The sequence below is a fragment of the Belnapia sp. genome (assembly GCF_059504005.1).
Map to the genome: position 1 here is coordinate 41,625 of NZ_JCACHU010000056.1, position 17,584 is coordinate 59,208.

The 17,584-nt window shown below is 72.0% G+C and carries 16 protein-coding genes and 1 tRNA gene; 9 read left to right on the forward strand and 8 right to left on the reverse strand.

Annotation, left to right across the window (positions count from 1 at the left end):
* Positions 1-3: 3 nt before the first annotated feature.
* Genes AC5JJ1_RS09155 through AC5JJ1_RS09175 form a run of 5 tightly spaced genes read right to left on the reverse strand, consistent with a single transcriptional unit; the run spans position 4 to position 5,058 of the window.
* Positions 4-1,206, reverse strand: a complete 1,203-nt coding sequence (locus AC5JJ1_RS09155) for a pyridoxal phosphate-dependent aminotransferase (protein ID WP_495784807.1) — start codon at positions 1,204-1,206, stop codon at positions 4-6.
* Between the two features lie 57 nt (positions 1,207-1,263).
* Entirely contained in the window at positions 1,264-2,064 is an 801-nt protein-coding gene (locus AC5JJ1_RS09160) for an ABC transporter permease (RefSeq protein ID WP_495784808.1), read from the reverse strand.
* Positions 2,061-2,912, reverse strand: a complete 852-nt coding sequence (locus AC5JJ1_RS09165; protein ID WP_495784926.1) for an ABC transporter permease — start codon at positions 2,910-2,912, stop codon at positions 2,061-2,063. The genes AC5JJ1_RS09160 and AC5JJ1_RS09165 overlap by 4 nt, the downstream gene beginning before the upstream one ends.
* Complete coding sequence (locus AC5JJ1_RS09170; protein ID WP_495784809.1) at positions 2,912-3,958, reverse strand: ABC transporter ATP-binding protein; 1,047 nt, start codon at positions 3,956-3,958, stop codon at positions 2,912-2,914. The genes AC5JJ1_RS09165 and AC5JJ1_RS09170 overlap by 1 nt, the downstream gene beginning before the upstream one ends.
* A 2-nt stretch (positions 3,959-3,960) precedes the next feature.
* A complete protein-coding gene (locus tag AC5JJ1_RS09175; RefSeq protein ID WP_495784810.1) occupies positions 3,961-5,058 on the reverse strand; it encodes an extracellular solute-binding protein in 1,098 nt (365 codons plus the stop codon).
* Between the two features lie 219 nt (positions 5,059-5,277).
* On the opposite strand from AC5JJ1_RS09175, the gene AC5JJ1_RS09180 reads away from it, so the two are divergent.
* The 5 genes from AC5JJ1_RS09180 (at position 5,278) to AC5JJ1_RS09200 (ending at position 10,880) form a co-directional block, all read left to right on the forward strand.
* Entirely contained in the window at positions 5,278-5,931 is a 654-nt protein-coding gene (locus AC5JJ1_RS09180) for a hypothetical protein (RefSeq protein ID WP_495784811.1), read from the forward strand.
* Positions 5,932-6,009: 78 nt separating this feature from the next.
* Positions 6,010-6,813, forward strand: coding sequence for a glycosyl hydrolase family 28-related protein (locus tag AC5JJ1_RS09185; protein ID WP_495784812.1), 804 nt, complete (start codon positions 6,010-6,012; stop codon positions 6,811-6,813).
* Between the two features lie 31 nt (positions 6,814-6,844).
* The gene (locus tag AC5JJ1_RS09190) at positions 6,845-8,152 is read left to right on the forward strand and encodes an IS4 family transposase (RefSeq protein WP_495784813.1); all 1,308 of its coding nucleotides are present in this window, start codon (positions 6,845-6,847) and stop codon (positions 8,150-8,152) included.
* Positions 8,153-8,157: 5 nt separating this feature from the next.
* Positions 8,158-10,353, forward strand: a complete 2,196-nt coding sequence (locus tag AC5JJ1_RS09195; RefSeq protein ID WP_495784814.1) for a hypothetical protein — start codon at positions 8,158-8,160, stop codon at positions 10,351-10,353.
* Positions 10,354-10,505: 152 nt separating this feature from the next.
* Positions 10,506-10,880, forward strand: a complete 375-nt coding sequence (locus AC5JJ1_RS09200; RefSeq protein WP_495784815.1) for a phage tail fiber protein — start codon at positions 10,506-10,508, stop codon at positions 10,878-10,880.
* A 49-nt stretch (positions 10,881-10,929) separates the two neighbouring features.
* Here AC5JJ1_RS09200 and AC5JJ1_RS09205 read toward each other — a convergent pair whose 3' ends face one another.
* Positions 10,930-11,403, reverse strand: a complete 474-nt coding sequence (locus tag AC5JJ1_RS09205; protein WP_495784816.1) for a hypothetical protein — start codon at positions 11,401-11,403, stop codon at positions 10,930-10,932.
* Positions 11,400-11,915 carry a hypothetical protein gene (locus AC5JJ1_RS09210; protein ID WP_495784817.1) on the reverse strand — a complete coding sequence of 172 codons (516 nt, stop codon included), beginning with the start codon at positions 11,913-11,915 and terminating at the stop codon, positions 11,400-11,402. Before AC5JJ1_RS09210 ends, AC5JJ1_RS09205 begins: the two co-directional genes overlap by 4 nt.
* A gap of 411 nt (positions 11,916-12,326) precedes the next feature.
* On the opposite strand from AC5JJ1_RS09210, the gene AC5JJ1_RS09215 reads away from it, so the two are divergent.
* The 4 genes from AC5JJ1_RS09215 (at position 12,327) to AC5JJ1_RS09230 (ending at position 16,851) form a co-directional block, all read left to right on the forward strand.
* On the forward strand, positions 12,327-12,551 hold the full coding sequence (locus AC5JJ1_RS09215) for a hypothetical protein (protein ID WP_495784818.1): 225 nt from the start codon (positions 12,327-12,329) through the stop codon (positions 12,549-12,551).
* Positions 12,552-12,943: 392 nt separating this feature from the next.
* Positions 12,944-14,896, forward strand: coding sequence for a CoA-transferase (locus AC5JJ1_RS09220; RefSeq protein ID WP_495784819.1), 1,953 nt, complete (start codon positions 12,944-12,946; stop codon positions 14,894-14,896).
* On the forward strand, positions 14,893-15,357 hold the full coding sequence (locus AC5JJ1_RS09225; RefSeq protein ID WP_495784820.1) for a CBS domain-containing protein: 465 nt from the start codon (positions 14,893-14,895) through the stop codon (positions 15,355-15,357). Before AC5JJ1_RS09220 ends, AC5JJ1_RS09225 begins: the two co-directional genes overlap by 4 nt.
* Positions 15,358-15,459: 102 nt before the next feature.
* Positions 15,460-16,851: a GntP family permease gene (locus AC5JJ1_RS09230; RefSeq protein ID WP_495784821.1), complete on the forward strand. Its 1,392-nt coding sequence runs from the start codon at positions 15,460-15,462 to the stop codon at positions 16,849-16,851.
* 499 nt (positions 16,852-17,350) lie between these two features.
* Here AC5JJ1_RS09230 and AC5JJ1_RS09235 read toward each other — a convergent pair.
* Positions 17,351-17,425, reverse strand: a tRNA-Thr gene (locus AC5JJ1_RS09235).
* Positions 17,426-17,584: the final 159 nt, after the last annotated feature.

The window sequence follows — 17,584 nt, forward strand, 5'->3', positions numbered from 1 at the left end:
CGGCTACCGCATCCCTTCGCAGAAGCGCCGGATGCGCTGGCAGGCATCCTTCAGCACGGCATCGCTGGTCGCGTAGCTGATGCGGAAATGGCCGGGATACATGAAGGCGGTGCCGTGGACGCAGGCCACACCTTCCTCCTCCAGCAGCGCCGTGCAGAAATCCTCGTCGGTCCCGATCCGTTGGCCGCCCTTCGTCGTCTTGCCGATGCAGCCCTGCATGCTCGGGAAGACGTAGAAGGCGCCCTCCGGCTTGTGGCAGTAGAGGCCGGGGGCGGCGTTCAGCTCCTCCACCATCATGTCGCGGCGGCGCTTGTAGGCGACGCGCATGACGTCGATGCTGTCCTGCGGCCCGGTCAGCGCCTCGACCGCCGCCGCCTGGCTGATGCTGCTGGTGTTGGAGGTGGACTGGCTCTGCAGCTTGTCCATCTGCTTGATGAGGTGGACGGGCGCGGCGGCATAGCCGATGCGCCAGCCGGTCATCGCATAGGCCTTGGAGCAGCCGTTCATCGTCACCGTGCGGTCGCGCAGGCGCGGCTCGACCTCGAGGACGGTTGCCGGCCTGAAGCCGTCATAGGCGAGCTTCTCGTAGATGTCGTCGGTGAAGACCCAGACATCCGGGTGGCGCATCAGCACGTCGGTCAGCGCCTTCAGCTCCTCGGCGTTGTAGGCGGCGCCGGTCGGGTTGCAGGGGTTGTTGAGAATGAACCACTTGGTCTTCGGCGTGATCGCCGCCTCCAGCTGCTCCGGCCGCAGCTTGAAGCCGGAATTCTGGTCGCAGGCGACGATGACGGGCTTGCCCTCGGCGAGCTCGACGATGTCCGGGTAGCTCACCCAGCAGGGCGCCGGGATGATGGCCTCGTCGCCCGGCCCGATGGTGGCGAGCAGCGCGTCGAAGATCACCTGCTTGCCGCCGGTGGCGATCAGGATCTCCTCCGGCTTGAAGTCGAGGCCGTGATCGGCCTTGAAGCGCGCGCAGACCGCCTGGCGCAGGGCGGGCGTGCCGGCGACATCGGTGTACTTGGTCTCGCCGCGCTCGATGGCGGCGATCGCCGCGTCCTTCACGTTGCGCGGGGTATCGAAATCCGGCTCGCCCGCGGACAGGCCGACGATATCCTTCCCCGCCGCCTTCAGCGCCCGGGCCTTGCTGGTCATCGCAATGGTCAGCGAGGGGGAGATGCGGTCGAGGCGGTCGGCGATGAGCTTCATGGGGTCGGGGCCCTGGTCCTGGCGAGGCCGTGAAACTACCCCCCACCCCCCGCCGCTTCAACCCGCGCCATTCGCCCGCCGGGCCAGAATCAGCCCGGCCAGCCCAACCGCCAGGGCCGCGACAGCCAGGACCAGGGCCGAGAGCGCGTTGATCTCCGGCGTCAGCCCGACCTTGAGGGCGGAGAAGACCAGCATTGGCAAGGTCGTCCCGGCCGGGCCGGAGACGAAGCTCGCCACCACGACGTCGTCGAGCGAGAGGGTGAAGGCGAGCAGCCAGCCGGCGGCGAGGCTCGGCGCGATCAGCGGCAGGGTGACGGTGCGGAAGGCGGTGAAGGGCCCGGCGCCGAGCCCGGCCGCCGCCTCCTCGAGGCTTGGGTCGAGCGCCGCCAGCCGTGCCTGCACGACCACCGCGACATAGGCGAGGCCGATGCTCGCATGGGCGAGCAGGATGGTCGCCGCCCCGCGCCCGGGCGACCAGCCGAGCCATGCCTCCGCCGCCCCCTGCGCCAGGACGAAGAGCAGCAGCAGCGAGAGGCCCGTCACCACCTCCGGCAGGACGAGCGGCGCCCCGGCCAGCGCCCCGAGCAGCGCCCTCCCCCTGAACGGCCCGAACCGCGCCAACGCCCAGCCGGCAAGCCCGCCGAGCAGCGTCGCCAGCGTCGCCGCCCCGGCCGCGATGCGGAGCGAGAGGAAGGCCGCATCCCGCATCCGCTCATTGGCCGCGAGCGCCGCGAACCAGCGGAGGGAGAAGCCGCCCCACTGGAAGGGGATGCGGTCGGCGCTGAAGGCATAGAGCACCATCAGCAGGATCGGCGCCCAGAGGAAGCCGAGGCCGAGCGAGAGGCCAAGGCGCCTCATCCCCGCCGCCCCAGCCGCTGGAAGATCAGGATGGGCGGCAGCAGCAGCACCAGCAGGGCGAGCGCCAGGCCAGCGGCCAGCGGCCAGTCGCGGTTCTGGAAGAACTCAGCCCAGAGCACCCGGCCGACCAGCTGCGCCTCCGGCGGGCCGAGGAGCTCGGGGATGACGAACTCCCCTGCCGCGGGGATGAAGACCAGCAGGAATGCCGAGGCCGCCGCCGGCAGCGACAGCGGCAGGGTGACGCTGCGGAAGACGGTGAAGGGCGTGGCGCCCAGATCGGCCGCCGCCTCCTCGATCGAGAGGTCCCGCCGCAGCAGCGCCGTCGCCAGGGGCAGCACGGCGAAGGGCAGGTAGGCATGCACCATGCCGAGATAGAGCGCCGCGTCGCCGTAGAGCAGCCGCCACGGCCCGATCCCGGCGAGGCCCAGCATGCCGTTTACCCAGCCGCCGTCGCGCAGCAGCCCGATCCAGGCGCCGAGCCGCGGCAGGAAGCCGGTCCAGAAGGGCAGCAGCACCAGCAGCAGCAGGGGCAGCCGCCAGGACGGCCGGGCGCCGGCGATGCCGAGCGCCATCGGATAGGCCAGCAACAGGCAGAGCGCGGCGGTGAGGACGGCGGTCAGCACGGAGCGGAGGAAGGCCTCCAGGTAATAGGCATCGGCCACCAGCATGCGGAGGCTCTCGGTACTCCCCTGCCAGACCGGCCGGCCCGCCCAGCCCACCGGCGGAATGAAGGGCGGCACGCCCGGCCCCGATTCGGCGAAGGCGATGAGGCCGAGGATCAGCAGCGGCGCCGCCACCAGCAGCAGCAGCCAGGCGAGCGGCGGGAGAAGGACGAGCAGCCGCCCCATCACGCGCGGAGCGGCACCAGCGCCTCGGGCGGCCAGCCGAGGGCAAGCTGCGACCCTGGCTCGGGCGGCGCGGTTTCGGCCGGCAGCGCGACGCGCAGCTCCGCCCCGTCCGGCAGCGCGACGAGGGCCATCCAGCCATCGCCCCGATAGGCGAGGTCGCGCAGCACCCCGGCCACGCCATTGGCCGCGGGCGGCGGGCCGGGCACCAGGCGGATGCGCTCCGGCCGCAACGCCACGGCCAGGGCCTCCCCCGGCGCCGCCGCATGGGCCAGGGCGAGGCGGCAGGCGCCCGCCTCCACCGCGCCATCCGCGCCGACCCTCCCCTCGAGCACATTGGCCGCGCCGAGGAAGCGGGCGACGAAGCGCGTCGCCGGCCGGTCGTAGAGCTCGGCCGGCGGGCCGCATTGGGCGAGGCGCCCCGCCTCCAGCACGGCGATGCGGTCGGCGAGCGCCAGCGCCTCCGCTTGGTCATGCGTCACCATGACGAAGCCGGCGCCGGTGCGGCGCTGCAGCGCCCGCAGCTCGAGCCCGGTGCGCTCGCGCAAGCCGGCATCGAGGGCGGCGAGCGGCTCGTCCAGCAGCAGCAGCGGCGGCCGCTTCACCAGCGAGCGGACCAGCGCCACCCGCTGCCGCTGCCCGCCCGAGAGCTGGTGCGGCTTGCGCCCCGCCATCGCCTCCAACCCGACCATGGCCAGCGCCTCGCCGACGCGCTGCCGGACCTCCGCCGCCGCCACGCGCTCGCGCCGCAGCCCGTAGGCGACGTTGTCGAAGACGGTAAGGTGCGGGAAGAGCGCATAGCTCTGGAACATCATCCCGACCGGGCGCGCATGCGGCGGCAGGCCGGCGAGGTTCCGCCCCTCCAACCGGATGCGCCCCGCATCCGGCGCCTCGAAGCCCGCGACCAGGCGCAGCAGCGTCGACTTGCCGGAGCCGGAGCCGCCCAGCAGCGCCAGGAACTCGCCCGGCCGCACCTCGAGATCGAGGCCGTCCAGCGCAAGGGCCGCCCCGAAGCGCTTGGTCAGCCCCTCCACCGCCAGCAGGGCCAAGCTCAGCGACCCGCCCGGAAGCGGCTCCAGAGCCGGCTGCGCAGCCGCTCCGCCTGCGGCCCCGGCGTGCCGGCGACGAAGGCCTGCGCCAGCGCCGCCTCGGGCGGATAGACATTCGGGTCCTCCCGCACCGCCTGGCTGATCAGCGGGCGGCTGGCGGGCACCGCATTCGGGTAGCGCACATGGCTGCTGACGGCGGCGATGACCTCGGGCCGCAGCAGGAAGTCGACGAAGGCATGCGCCGCATCCGGGTTCGGCGCATCGGCTGGAATCGCCAGCATGTCGAAGAAGAGATGGGGGCCAGCCGCGGGCGCCACATAGCCGATCTCGACGCCCCGTCCGGCCTCGCGCGCCCTCGCCGCGGCCTGGATCGCATCGCCACTATAGGTCAGGGCGGCGCAGATCTCGCCCGTCGCCAGCATGTCGAGCAGCGCGCCGGAGCCGGGGATGGCGCGGAGCTGCGGGCGGATGGCGAGCAGCGCCGCCTCCGCCGCGCGCAGGTCGCCCGCATCGGCGCTGTCCGGGTCGCGCCCGAGCCAGCGCAGCACGGAGGGCAGCACATCCGTCGCGCTGTCGATCACCGCGAGGCCGCAGCCGGCCAGCCGCTTTGCATTCTCCGGCTTCAGCAGCACGTCGAGCCCGTCGAGCGCGAGGTCCGGCGCGATCGCCCTCACCTTGTCGAGCCGGAGCCCGAGTCCGACGGTGCCCCAGAGATAGATCGCCCCATGCGCATTGCCCGGATCGGCCTGCGCCGCGCGCGCCATCAGCGCCGGGTCGAGGTTGCGCCAGTTGGGAATCCTCGCCCGGTCCAGCGGCCGCAGGGCCCCGGCGCGGACGAGGCGGGCGAAGGTCGGCTCGCTGGTGGGCACGACGAGGTCGTAGCCGCTGCGCCCGGCGGAGAGCTTGCCCTCCAGCGTCTCGAGGCTGTCATAGACGTCGTAGCGGATGCGGATGCCCGTCTCCTGCTGGAAGCGCTGCACGACATAGGGGTCGATGTAGTCCGTCCAGTTGTAGACATTCAGCGCCGGCTGCGCCTGGACCGGGCACGGGACAGCGAGCGGGGCCAGCAGCAGGGCGGCGATCAGGGCAAGGCGGCGCATCCGGCCTCCGGCAGGGTTCAGGCGGCGCGCAGACTAGGACCAAACCCGCCCGCGCTGAACTAGGATGTTTTTCCTTGACGTAAGGAGAACGTTCCGCTACCTCATCCCTCGCCGACGGCCGAACTGCGCCCGGCGCTCCCCCCTGCCACTCCCCGCGTCCACCCCCTCCCGGAAGCCCGCTTCCCGGGAGGCGCGGCGCATGTCGAGACGGAGACCCCCGTGCCCTTCAGCCCGGCCAATCTCACCGCCCTGATCCAGGGCAACAGCTTCGCCCTCTGGCAGTACCGCACCGCCGACAGCCGCGCCGTGGTCACCGCCGCCGGCTACTTCGCCGCGGTCGCCGGCAGCCTCAAGGTGGGCGACCTAATAGTGCTGCAGACCGCCGATGCGATGGCGATGCTGCCGGTCCGCAGCGGCCCCAGCCTCGGCACCGGCGTCACGCTCGACGGGGCGGTCGGGCCGATCAACACGGTGCGCAGCGTCGCCAAGCGCTTCGGCATCGGCCAGGCGGCGGCGGCGGTGGTGCGCACCATCATCCTCGCGCCCTTCGCCGCCGGCATCGTCGCCGGCACCTCGATCCCGGTCTCGGCGACGGTGCTCGGGCCGGTCAGCCAGGTGGTGTTCAGCCTGCGCGACGGCCGCGGCGCCGTCGTCCCGCCGGTGCAGGTGGTGCCGGTCGTCGGCGGTGGCGCCTCGGCCAGCTTCCCGGCGCCGGCCATCGGCAGCGGCTACCGCATCCGCGTCGAGGATGCGGCGGACCCGGCGCTCGGCGTGCTCTCGCGCAGCTTCAATGTCGGCGCCGACCTCAAGCTGATCCTGGTCGAGAGCGACGGCCGCCTGCTGAGCGAGGCGGGCAGCGTGCTGAAGCAGTAGCCGGCTCGCCTCGTCCCCCCGCCTTCCTCATTCCCCACCGCAGGCGGCACGCCGCCTGCCCATCCGGACCGGAGCCCGATGCCCGACGCAAGGATCAGCGAGCTGCCCCTGGCCAGCACCCTCGGCGACACCGACCTCGCCCCGCTGGTGCAGACGAGCGGCAGCACCACGGAGACCCGGCGCGCCACCCTCGCGCAGCTGCGCGGCGCGGTGCTCACCAACCGGGGCGCCCATGTGCGCGGCTACGGCGCCAGGGGCGACGGCAGCACCGATGACGGCCCCGCCTTCCAGGCCGCCATCGACGACCTCAGGACGAAGGGCGGCGGCACGCTCTTCCTCGGCCCCAGGACCTACCGCATCGCCTCGCCGGTGGTGCTGAACGGCGCCACCATACGGCTGCAGGGCGCGGGCTTCACCGAGGGCCCCGGCGGCGGCCAGGGCACCTGGCTCCGGATCAACACGACGGGCTTCACCCCCTTCACCTTCACCGGGGTCAACAGCCGCGGCGCCGGGCTGCGCGACATCGCCGTGCAGCAGACCCACGGCGCGGCGCAGGTCAGCGGCTGGGCGCCGACCGCCTATGACTACGTCTTCCGCGTCGAGGACTGCCTCGGCGGCATCGACTTCGACAATGTCTTCCTCTGCAACGTCAACAAGGAGATCTACTGCCGCAACTCCGGCCGGCTCGACATCCGCCGGCTGCGCGGCCAGGTGCTGACGACGGGCGTCGAGATCGACCAGTGCTACGACGTCCCGCGCATCCACAGCCTGCATTTCTGGACCTTCTGGACCCACCCCTTTCAGGGTGTTAAGGCGGGACCATCTTTCGGCCTTCGATTGTGGCTGGAACGGGAGAGGTGCCATTCAGACCTCTGTTCTTGAGCGCTTCGAGCAGCGCAGGCCGGCGAGCGTGATGGCGCGGGTCGTGCTGGAGCAGGCCCTCCCAGGCGAGTGGATCGACACGGTGTTCGAGAAGCACCGACAGCGGCAGTACTCGCGGGAGCTGCTGTTCTCGACGGTGATCGAGCTGGTGACGTTGGTGTCCCTTGGCCTGCGTCCCTCCTTGCACGCTGCGGCGCGGAGCCTGGAAACGCTGCCGGTGTTGCTTGGCGCGCTTTACGACAAGCTCAACCGCACGGAGCCTGCCGTGCTGCGGGCGCTGGTCCGCGGCAGCGCCGAGCGGCTGGCGCCGGTGACGGCGGGCTGGGACGGCGAGGCCAGCCTGCCGGGCTGGCAGTTGCGCGTGCTCGACGGCAACCACCTGCCGGCCAGCGAGAAGCGCCTCGCCCCCTTGCGCGGGCACCGTGGCGCGGCGCTGCCTGGACACACGCTGGTGGTCTACGACCCGGACTGCAGGCTGGTCATCGACATCCTGCCCTGCGAGGACGCGCACCAGAGCGAGCGTGCCGCCGTTGCTGGCTTGCTCGACAGCGCTCAACCGGGGCAGCTGTGGATCGCCGATCGGCAGTTCGGCACGCGAACGGTCCCGCTGGGCTGGCAGGCGGCGCAGGCCGGCTTCATCGTGCGCGAGCATGGCCGCTGTCCAAAGCTGGCCACAGAGGGGGCCTGGCGTGCCTGTGGCCGCAGCGAGACCGGCGTGGTGCGCGAGCAGCGGATCGAGTTGGCCGGATCGTCTCAGCCCTGGCGGCGCATTGAGCTCACTCTCGACACGCCGACCGAGGCGGGTGAGAGCGTGATCCGGCTGTGGAGCAATCTGCCTGAGCAGGTCGACGCACAGCAGGTTGCCCAGCTGTATCGTCGCCGGTGGTCGGTGGAGGGCATGTTCCAGCGGCTTGAAGCGGCGCTGAACAGCGAGCTGCGCAGCCTTGGTCACCCGCGCGCGGCCCTGCTTGGGTTTGCCGCCGCCGTGCTGGCGTATAATGTCCTTGCCCTGCTGCAGCGCTGCATCGAGCAGGCGCACCAGGCCGCGCACCCCGCCCTGCAGGTGTCGCTCTACCATTTGGCTCTGCAGGTCCGCGGCGGCTACGAGGGCATGCTCATCGCCCTGCCCGACCAGCCGTGGTTATCCGGCCATACAGACCCAGCGACGGTCGCCGCGCATCTTCTGCGGCTCGCCCGCAACGTCGTGCCGCGCCAAGTCGCGGCCAGCCCGCGCAAGCCCAAACCAGCCGTGAAGAAAGGCTACGTCAACAGCAAGACCGCACGAGAACATGTCGCCACCGCCCGCGTCCTCGCCCAGGCCAAGGCCGGAAGACCCTGAAAGGGGTGACCTTCTGGACCTCCAACGCCTTCGTCATGGCCTGGCAGCAGGCCAATGCGGATGCGATGGTCTTCTGCCGCAGCGACGGCGTCTTCATCGACCAGGCCTTCGCCCTTGGCTTCCGCAGCATGTTCCGCTTCGCCGGCTCGGATGCCGGGGTGACGACGAAATTCTACATCGGCCAGGCCTATGCGGATTTCGTGAGGTACGGGCTCTGGCTCGAGGCCTCGGGCACCGACGGGCAGGTCGCCAACTTCACCTCGCACAACGAGATCTTCAATGCCGGCGGCGCGCCGCTGCCCAGCTCCTCGGCGATCCAGGTGGATGGCTCGAACACCCGGGTGCAGATCGGTAACCTCCGCGTCGATGCGGTGGAGGACAGCCCGATCCGCATCGGCGGCACCGGCAACCCGCTCGACCTCTTCGCGCTCCGCTGCACGCGCTTCAACACGCGCAGCAACGGGGCACCCGCGATCCAGATCGCCGACAGCGGCGCGGCGGCGCCGAACGCCGTCTATCTCGGCACGCCGCCGCTGCTCGAGGGCGGCCCCGTCGTCAATGCCGGGACGAATGCGGTGCTCGCCAGCGGCACGCCCGCCGGCCAGGCTTCGCGGCCGGGGCTTGCGGTCGGCGGCATCGACACGGGCCTCTTCCTGCCCGCGAGCGGCACCCTGGCCGCCACGGCCGGCGGCGCCGAGGTGCTGCGGGCAACCCCGGCCGGCGGCCTCACCCTCGGCGGCGCGCCGGGCAGCCATGCGCTGGAGGTGGCGACGCCGTCCGGCACGGTGAACCGCCTGCTGGTCGGCGGCGGCACCGCCGGCAACGCGATCACCGCCCAGGCGCAGGGCGCGGATGCCAATATCGGCCTCCAGCTCGCCGCCAAGGGCACGGGGACGGTGGCGCTGCAGGCGAATGGCGCGACGGCACTCGCCATCGGCAATGCGGCGGGCCCGGCGGCGAACTGGCTGCGCGCCGATGGCGGCCTCGCGGGCGGCGCGGTGACGCTCTCCGCCCAGGGCAGCGACGCGACCATCGGCATCACCCTGGCGCCGAAGGGCACCGGCCTCGTCCGGGCGACGACGCCGGCCAACTCGGACAACTCGACGGCGCTCGCCACCACCGCCTTCGTCAGGGCGCAGAACTACACGGTGGCCGGCGCGGTGGCGAGCATCGCCGATGGCAGCTCGGCGGCGCCCGGCCTCGGCTTCGCCGGCAATGCGGCGACCGGCCTGTCGCGCGCCGCGACGGGGGCGCTGTCGCTCTCCGTCAACGGCCTGGAGACGGTGCGGGTCGCGCCCATCGCCGGCGCGGTCAACCGGCTCGGCCTCTATGGCGGCGCGGCCGGCGCGGCGGTGGCGCTGCTGGCCGAGGGGAGCGACACCAATATCGGCGTCGTGCTCGGGTCGAAGGGCACCGGCGCGATCGCCGCCGCGATCCCCGACAGTGCGGTGGCCGGCGGCAATGCGCGCGGCGCCAATGCGGTGGACTGGCAGGCCAGCCGCACCGCGGCGACGCAAGTGGCGAGCGGCGCGCAGTCGGTGATCGGCGGCGGCCTGAACAACACCGCCACGGGCACCGGGGCGACCGTCGCCGGCGGCAGTTCGAACACGGCGGGCGGCGGCAACAGCGCCGTCGCCGGCGGCAACTCCAACTCCGCCTCCGGCACGGGTGCGACCGTCAGCGGCGGCGCGTCGAATACCACCAGCGGCACCAACGCCGCGATCGGCGGCGGCAGCACCAACACCGCGAGCGGCACCACCGGCTGGATCCCGGGCGGCGCCAATGCAACGGACCGCGGCAATCTCGGCCGCGGCGCCTGGGCCGCAGGCCGCTTCGCGGCCAATGGCGATGCGCAGGCGGGCGAGTTCGTGCTCCGGCGGCAGACCGCAGATGCCACCGTCACCCGCCTCACCGGCGATGCCGGCGTGCCGGGTGGCGCGAACACGGTGAACCTGCCGACCAATGGCAGCTACCGGCTGAAGCTACTGGTCATTGCCCGCCAGGTGGGCGGCACCGCAGGCACCGCCGGCGACACGGCAAGCTGGGAGGCGAGCCTGCTCATCCGCAGTGGCGCCACGGCCGCAGCGACGGTGCTGGTCGGCGGCGTCGCCCTCGGCAGCGGGCCGGCGCTTGCCGCGGTCACCGCCGGCACCGGCCTCGCCCCCGGCCTCGCGATGCCGGCAGCGCCGCCTGGCGGCTGACCCTCGATGCCGACACCACGACCGGCGGCCTCGCCATCAGCGGCACCGGCAAGGCGAGCAAGACCGTCAACTGGGTCGCCCGCCTGCTCTCCGTCGAGGCCGTCGGCTGAGGCCGGCACGCATCCCCCTCCCCCACCCCCAAGGAGCATCCCATGGCTGACCTGATCGACTACGCGAAGAACCTGCTCGGCCGCGCCCTCTGCGCCCGCGGCCCGGCCCTGCCGAGCCAGGTCTTCCTCGGCCTCGGCACTGGCGGCAGCGACCCGACCGGGCTCACCGGCGAGCCGGTGGGCAATGGCTATGCCCGCCAGAAGGTGACCTTCAGCGGCACCGGCGCGCAGCAGAACACGGACGCCATCCGCTTCACCTTCGCCGCCGCGGCCGGCACGCTGACCCATGTCGGCCTGTTCGACGCGGCGAGCGGCGGCAACCCGCTGACCTGGTCGGCGCTGGCGAGCGCCGCGGCGGTCACCGGCGCGGGGACGGTGACCATCAACGCCGCCGGCCTGGTGCTGACGCCGAACTGAGCGCCGAAGGGGGCTCCGCCGCCGCGGAGCCCCCAACTGCTGCGGGCCGCTACTGCAGGCTGCCCCAGCGCGGCACCGCCGGCTCCGCCGCCGCCCAGGCCCAGGTCTCGCCCTGGCGGCAGGCGGTGGTGAGGAACCATTGCCGCTCGCCCCCCTCCTCCACCGAGAACAGCGCCTCGCGGCAGGGCGCGAGGGCGTTGTCGATCTCCCGCACCAGCCGCACCTCGCCCTCCTCGTTGCCGAGCGGGATGGTGTGCCGGATGCGCCAGCGCCGCACTTCGCCCGGGGCGAGGCTGCCGATCACCGCTGCGACCTCGTCCTGCTCCGCCCCATGCCGGCTCCGCACCACGTAGCGGATGCCCGCCGCGGTGGCCGCCCGCACCCCGATGCCGACGCCGATGGCCAAGGCCGGATTGCCGCTGGCCAGGGCCGCGCCGCCGCCGGCGAGCGCCCCCGCCACATCCGCCGCCTGGTTGCAGCCGGCGAGCGCGAGCGGCAGCAGCGCCAGCGCCAGCCGCCTCACTGCAGCGAGCCCCAGCGCGCCGTCGCCGGCTCGGCGCTGGCCCAGCGCCAGGTCTCGCCGTCGCGGCAGATGGTGGCGGTGTAGAAGCCGCGTCCCTGCTTCCGCTCCACCGAGAAGACGATCTCCTTGCAGTCGAGCCTGCCGGCGCCGATCAGCCGCGCGACCGTCACCTCGCCGGCTTCGTCGGGCTCGATCGGCAGCGCATGGCGGACGGACCAGCGCGCCACCCCGCCGACCGGCAGCGCCCCGGCGGCGCGGGCGATGCCGTCCTGCGCCGAGCCGTGCGCCCGCCGCTGCGCGTATTGCAGCCCGGCCCGGCCGGCCGCCTGGACGCCGAGGCCGATCGCCGTGGTCGCCGCCGCATTGGCGCCGATCGCGTCGGACACCCCGGCGCCGGTGACGCCGGCCGCGGTGCTCGCTGTCTCGGAGACCAGCACGGCGCAGCCGGGCAGCAGGGGCATCGCCGCGAGGAGGAGGACAAGACGCACGACGCGGCGGAGGGAGGCGGACATGCCCGTGCGATGCCGTGCCCGGCCGAGACCGGCAAGCCGCAAAGGTATACGTTTTCGTGGGCGAGGGCGTCACGACCTCCGGCCACCGCATCCGGCATCGGACCCGGTGCGCAGCAGGCGCGACGACACTGTTGACGGAGGTCGCGGCACGGGTGGTGAGGTCCAGCCGGATCCCGGAGCTCCCATTCGTCTCCCCGCCGGACGGCGCGGCGGGCCATCTGGTCCCGCTCCGCGACCTAGGCCGGCCCGAAGGCCCCTCCGCCGATCTGCAGGAGGGCCTGGTGCGCCCCAAGCCCCGCCAGCCGCAACATGCGGGCAGCGCCGCGCCGAGGCCTGGGCCCGGTCCGCACGGGGCGCCAGGCGGCTGATCGTGTGTTTCCATTTCGTTCCCGCCCCTGCTAGCGTCCCGCGATGCCCGAAGACACCCCCCCGCCCCCTCCCGGCTGTCCGGTCGCCGCCCGCATCGGCGCGCTGCTCCGGACCTTGTCGGCGGAGGGGATGGGCGCAGAGGTGGCGCAGGCGGAGGCCCTGGCGCTGCTGTTGTGCCTCAGGCCGGCGGTGCCCCTTCCCATGCTGCGGGAGGAAGCGGCGCGGATCGCGGCCGAGCTTGCCGGCCGAGGCGAGCATCGCGCCTGAGGCCGGGCAGGCAGCGCGGCAGGCCTCGCCTGCCACGGCCCTCGGCGCGATCCCACGGCCGACTGCTCTCATCATTCGATGCCAAGTGCGCCGCCGGCGGCGCGCGGTGGATGTGCGTGCGGTGCGGTCGGGGTATCGTCGGCCATCGGGCGAGCAAATTGTACGCGCCTCGTCCATGCCGGAATGAACCGCCATCCGTTCAGGCCGCGGACGCGCAACGCAGCGATGCGGCTGTCTCCGTTGGCCAGCAGAACGCATCGCCCAACCTGCACTGGCCCGCCGCTCGCTTTTCCAGGCGCAGACTACGCGCGTACACGCCGGAACCGTGGCTGACTCCCGCCGTTGCGGCCGGCAGAGGGCGCTCCAACAACACTGCCGGGGAGGAGAGAGCGGTGGCGGGACAGAGCGGGCATCCTTTGCTCGGTGGAGGCCAGATCACCCGGCGGGACAAGATCGTCACAGCCGAGGAAGCAGTCCGGCTCGTCCGCGACGGCGCCACCATAGCCACCGGCGGCTTCGTCGGCATCGGCTTCGCCGAAGCCATCGCGGAACAACTGGAACGGCGCTTCCTGGAAGGAGGCCGGCCGCGCGACCTGACGCTGGTCTACGCCGCCGGCCAGGGCGACGGAAAGGACCGCGGCCTCAACCATCTCGGCCATGAGGGGCTGGTGCGGAGGGTGGTCGGCGGGCATTGGGGGCTCTGCCCGAAGCTTCAGCGCCTTGCGCTCGAGAACAAGATCGAGGCCTACAACCTGCCTCAGGGGGTGATCTCGCACCTTTTCCGCGACATCGCCGCCGGCAAGCCCGGCACCGTGACGCGTGTGGGCCTCGACACCTTCGTGGACCCGCGCCACGGCGGCGGCAAGATCAACGCCCGCACCACCGAGGACCTGGTCGAGCCCGTCACGCTGCGCGGCGAGGAATACCTCTTCTACCGCGCCCTGCCGATCGACGTGGCGATCCTCCGCGGTACGACCGCGGACCCGGACGGCAATGTCACCATGGAGCGCGAGGCGCTTGTCCTCGAATCGCTGGCCATCGCCACAGCGGCGCGCAACTCCGGCGGCGTCGTGATCGTGCAGGTGGAGCGTCTGGCCGAGGCGGGCAGCCTCGACTCCCGCCTGGTGCGCATCCCCGGCGCCCTGGTGGACTGCGTCGTGGTGGCCCGCCAGGAAAGCCACTGGCAGACCTTCGCCACGCCCTACAACCCGGCCTTCAGCGGCGAAACGCGGGTGCCCATGCGCTCCCTGCCACCAATGAGGATGGGGCCGCGCAAGGTCATCGCCCGCCGCGCCGCCTTCGAGCTGCGGCCCAACAGCGTCGTCAACCTCGGCATCGGCATGCCGGAAGGCGTGGCCAGCGTCGCCAACGAGGAGCGGATGCTGGAGTACCTGACGCTGACCACCGAGCCCGGCACGATCGGCGGGCTGCCGGCCGGGGGGCTCGACTTCGGCGCCGCGAGCAACATCCAGGCGCTGGTGGACCAGCCCGCGCAGTTCGACTTCTACGACGGCGGCGGCCTCGACGCGGCCTTCCTCGGCATGGCGCAGGTCGACCGCGAGGGGAATGTGAACGTCAGCAAGTTCGGGTCCCGGCTGGCGGGTGCGGGCGGCTTCATCAACATCAGCCAGAACGCCAAGAAGGTGGTGTTCCTCGGCACCTTCGCGGCGCGCGGAGACCCGAAATTCGTAGAGCGGGTCGAGCACCGCACCTTCAGCGGCCGACTGGCGGCGCGACGCGGCCAGCCCGTCCTCTACGTCACGGACCGTTGCGTCTTCCGCTTGTCCTCGGAGGGGCTGGAGCTCGTCGAAGTGGCTCCCGGCCTGGACGTCGAACGCGACATCCTGGGCGAGATGGCCTTCCCGCCGCTGGTCCCGAAAGATCCGGCCCCGATGGACTCCCGCATCTTCGCCGAGGGCCCGATGGGCTACCGCGAGGAATGGCTGAGCCTGCCGCTGGAGGCGCGCCTGACCTACGACCCGGCCGAGGCGGTGTTCTTCATCAACTTCGAGGGCTTCGGCATCCGGCGGCAGGAGGACATTGACCGCGTCCGACGGGCAGTGGAGAAGCGCCTGGCGCCGCTGGGCCGCAAGGTGCCGGCCATCGTGAACTACGACCACTTCACCATCGCGCCCGAACTGCTGGACGCCTACACCGACATGGTGGGCGGCTTGATGCGGCGGTTCTATTCCGGCGTCACCCGCTACACCACGAGCGCCTTCCTGCACCTGAAGCTCGGCGACGCGCTGCGGCGGCGCGACGTGGCGCCGCACATCTACGAGGCGCGCGAGGAGGCGGAAGGCCATCTCCGCGACCTCGGGCGCGACGGGGGAGGCCGGCCATGAAGCGGACCTGGAAAACGGTGGCGGAACTCCTCGGCCCGCGCCGCGGCACCGTGCTCTCCATCCCTGCCGACGCCACGGTGCACGCCGCGCTCGAAGGTTTGGCCGAGCACGACGTAGGCGTGCTGGTCGTGCTGGACGACGGCAAGCCGATCGGGATCTTCTCCGAGCGCGACCTGGCGCGGAAGGTGGAGCTCCGCGGCCGGACGGCGAAGGGCACCGTGGTGCGGGACGTCATGACGCCGCAGGTGATCTACGTCACGCCGGGGCACAGGCTCGACCAGTGCATGGTCCTCATGAGGGCGGACCGCGTCCGCCACTTGGTCGTGGTGGAGGACGGGCGGGTCGTGGGCATGGTGTCCGCCCGAGACATCTTGGTGGACGTGGCCGCGGAGGCCGAGAAGCACATCCGGGGCCTCGAGGCCGACCGGCTGGTCATGACGACCAACACCGGCGCCTATTGATCCCGCGGGGGCTCGGCCTCGGGCGGCCCCGCCGCCCAGAAGCGACATCGCCGCCGGGGATCTCCTCCGGCGGTCTAACCCGACCAGCACCGGAGTGGCGGTATGGACTTACTGATCGCGGTGGCCGCGCTGGCCTTCCTGATGTTCATCGCCTACCGCGGCTTCAGCGTCATCCTGTTCGCGCCGGTGGCGGCGATGGGCGCCGTGCTGCTCACCGACCCTTCGGCCGTGCCGCCGGTCTTCACCGGCGTCTTCATGGACAAGCTGGTCGGCTTCGTGAAGCTCTACTTTCCCGTATTCCTCCTCGGCGCCGTGTTCGGCAAGGTGATCGAGCTGTCGGGCTTCTCCAAGTCCATCGTCCGGGCGGTGATCGGGCTGGTCGGACGGCAGCGCGCCATGCTGGCCATCGTGCTGGTCTGCGCGGTGCTTACCTATGGCGGCGTGTCGCTGTTCGTTGTGGTGTTCGCCGCCTACCCCTTCGCGGCGGAAATGTTCAGGCAGAGCGGCATCCCGAAGCGGCTGATCCCCGGCACCATCGCCCTCGGCGCCTTCACCTTCACCATGGACTCGCTGCCGGGCACCCCGCAAATCCAGAACATCATCCCCACCACCTTCTTCCGCACCGACACCTGGGCCGCTCCCCTCCTCGGCACGATCGGGTCGGCCTTCATCCTGGCCGTCGGCCTCGCCTACCTGGAGTGGCGCCGCCGGAGCGCCGCCGCGGCGGGCGAGGGCTACGGCGAGGGCCACACGAACGAGCCGGAGCCGGCTGACGAGGAGGCACTGCCGCACCCCGCCATCGCCATCCTGCCCCTGGTCGCGGTGGGCGTGCTGAACAAGGTCTTCACCTCCCTGATCGCCGCCCAGTACGGCGTGCGGCACGAGGTCGCGCTGGCTGGCATGGCGCAGCCATTGGTGACGCAGGTGCCCTCGGTCGCCGCGATCTGGGCGGTGCTGGGCGCGCTGCTGGTCGGCATCCTCACCGTGCTCGCCTTCGCATACGGGCGGGTGGCGCGGCGCTTCGCCGAGGGCTCCAAGGCGGCGGTGGGCGGTGCGCTGCTCGCCTCCATGAACACCGCCGCGGAGTACGGCTTCGGCGCGGTGATCGCGGCGCTGCCGGGCTTCCTCGTGATCCGCGAGGCGCTGCGGGCGGTCCCTGACCCGCTCATCAACGAGGCCGTCAGCGTCACCGTCCTCGCAGGCATCACCGGTTCCGCCTCGGGCGGCATGAGCATCGCGCTCGCCGCGATGGCGGACCAGTTCATCGCCGGGGCCGAGGCCGCCGGCATTCCGCTGGAGGTGCTCCACCGCGTGGCCTCCATGGCGAGCGGGGGCATGGACACGCTGCCGCACAACGGCGCGGTGATCACGCTGCTCGCCGTCACCGGGCTTACCCACCGGCAGTCCTACGGCGACATCTTCGCCATCACCCTGACCAAGACCGCAGCGGTTCTCGTCGTCATCGCCGTTTACTACCTCACCGGCATCACCTGAGCCGCGGAGTCCTCCGCGGGGCGCCGTCACTTTATTGGCTCAGGATCAAACGGATTGAAGGTGAGGCCGCAACGGCGACCCCGCTGATGCTGGCCCGGATCTCGAACGCAGGCGCCATTGCGGCTCGGTTTTCACTGGCAGCGGTCACCGGCAACCTTGTGGGCCGGAAGGTTATCCAGGACGACCACGTCACCCCCCGCCAAGGCCGGCGCAAGCCATGCGGGCGGCTACGAGTCGGACTTCCATGCCTTGAAGACCGACGGAGCCCTGGCCCGCGCATCTGTCGGGTGCTTCATCCCAAGGGTGGCCGTCGGCCGCCCGCTTCCCGATGAACGAGCGAAGCTCGGGCGGAAGGCCCTTGCGAAGGCGGTGGACGCCGGCTTTCAAATGCGGGGTCGGCCAGCCATCAGAAGGGCCGCTTGTACCACCTCCCTGTATCACCGGAGGCGCCTCAAGTCCCTGTGTCGCCCGGACATCCTTTCCAACCAATGGAATAGGATGGTGCTGCCAGAGAGGATTGAACTCTCGACCTCTCCCTTACCAAGGGAGTGCTCTACCACTGAGCTACGGCAGCTGGCTCGCGCTTCCTAACGGGTCGGGCTGCGGGCTGCAACCCTCTCAGCGGGCTTTGTCGCTACCGTAACCTTCATCTTCCATTCAGCACTCCCGCCCAGCCTCGCACCAGGAGCGCTGAGATCCTGCGCAACCGGGCACAGGCCCTTCCTTGCGACTT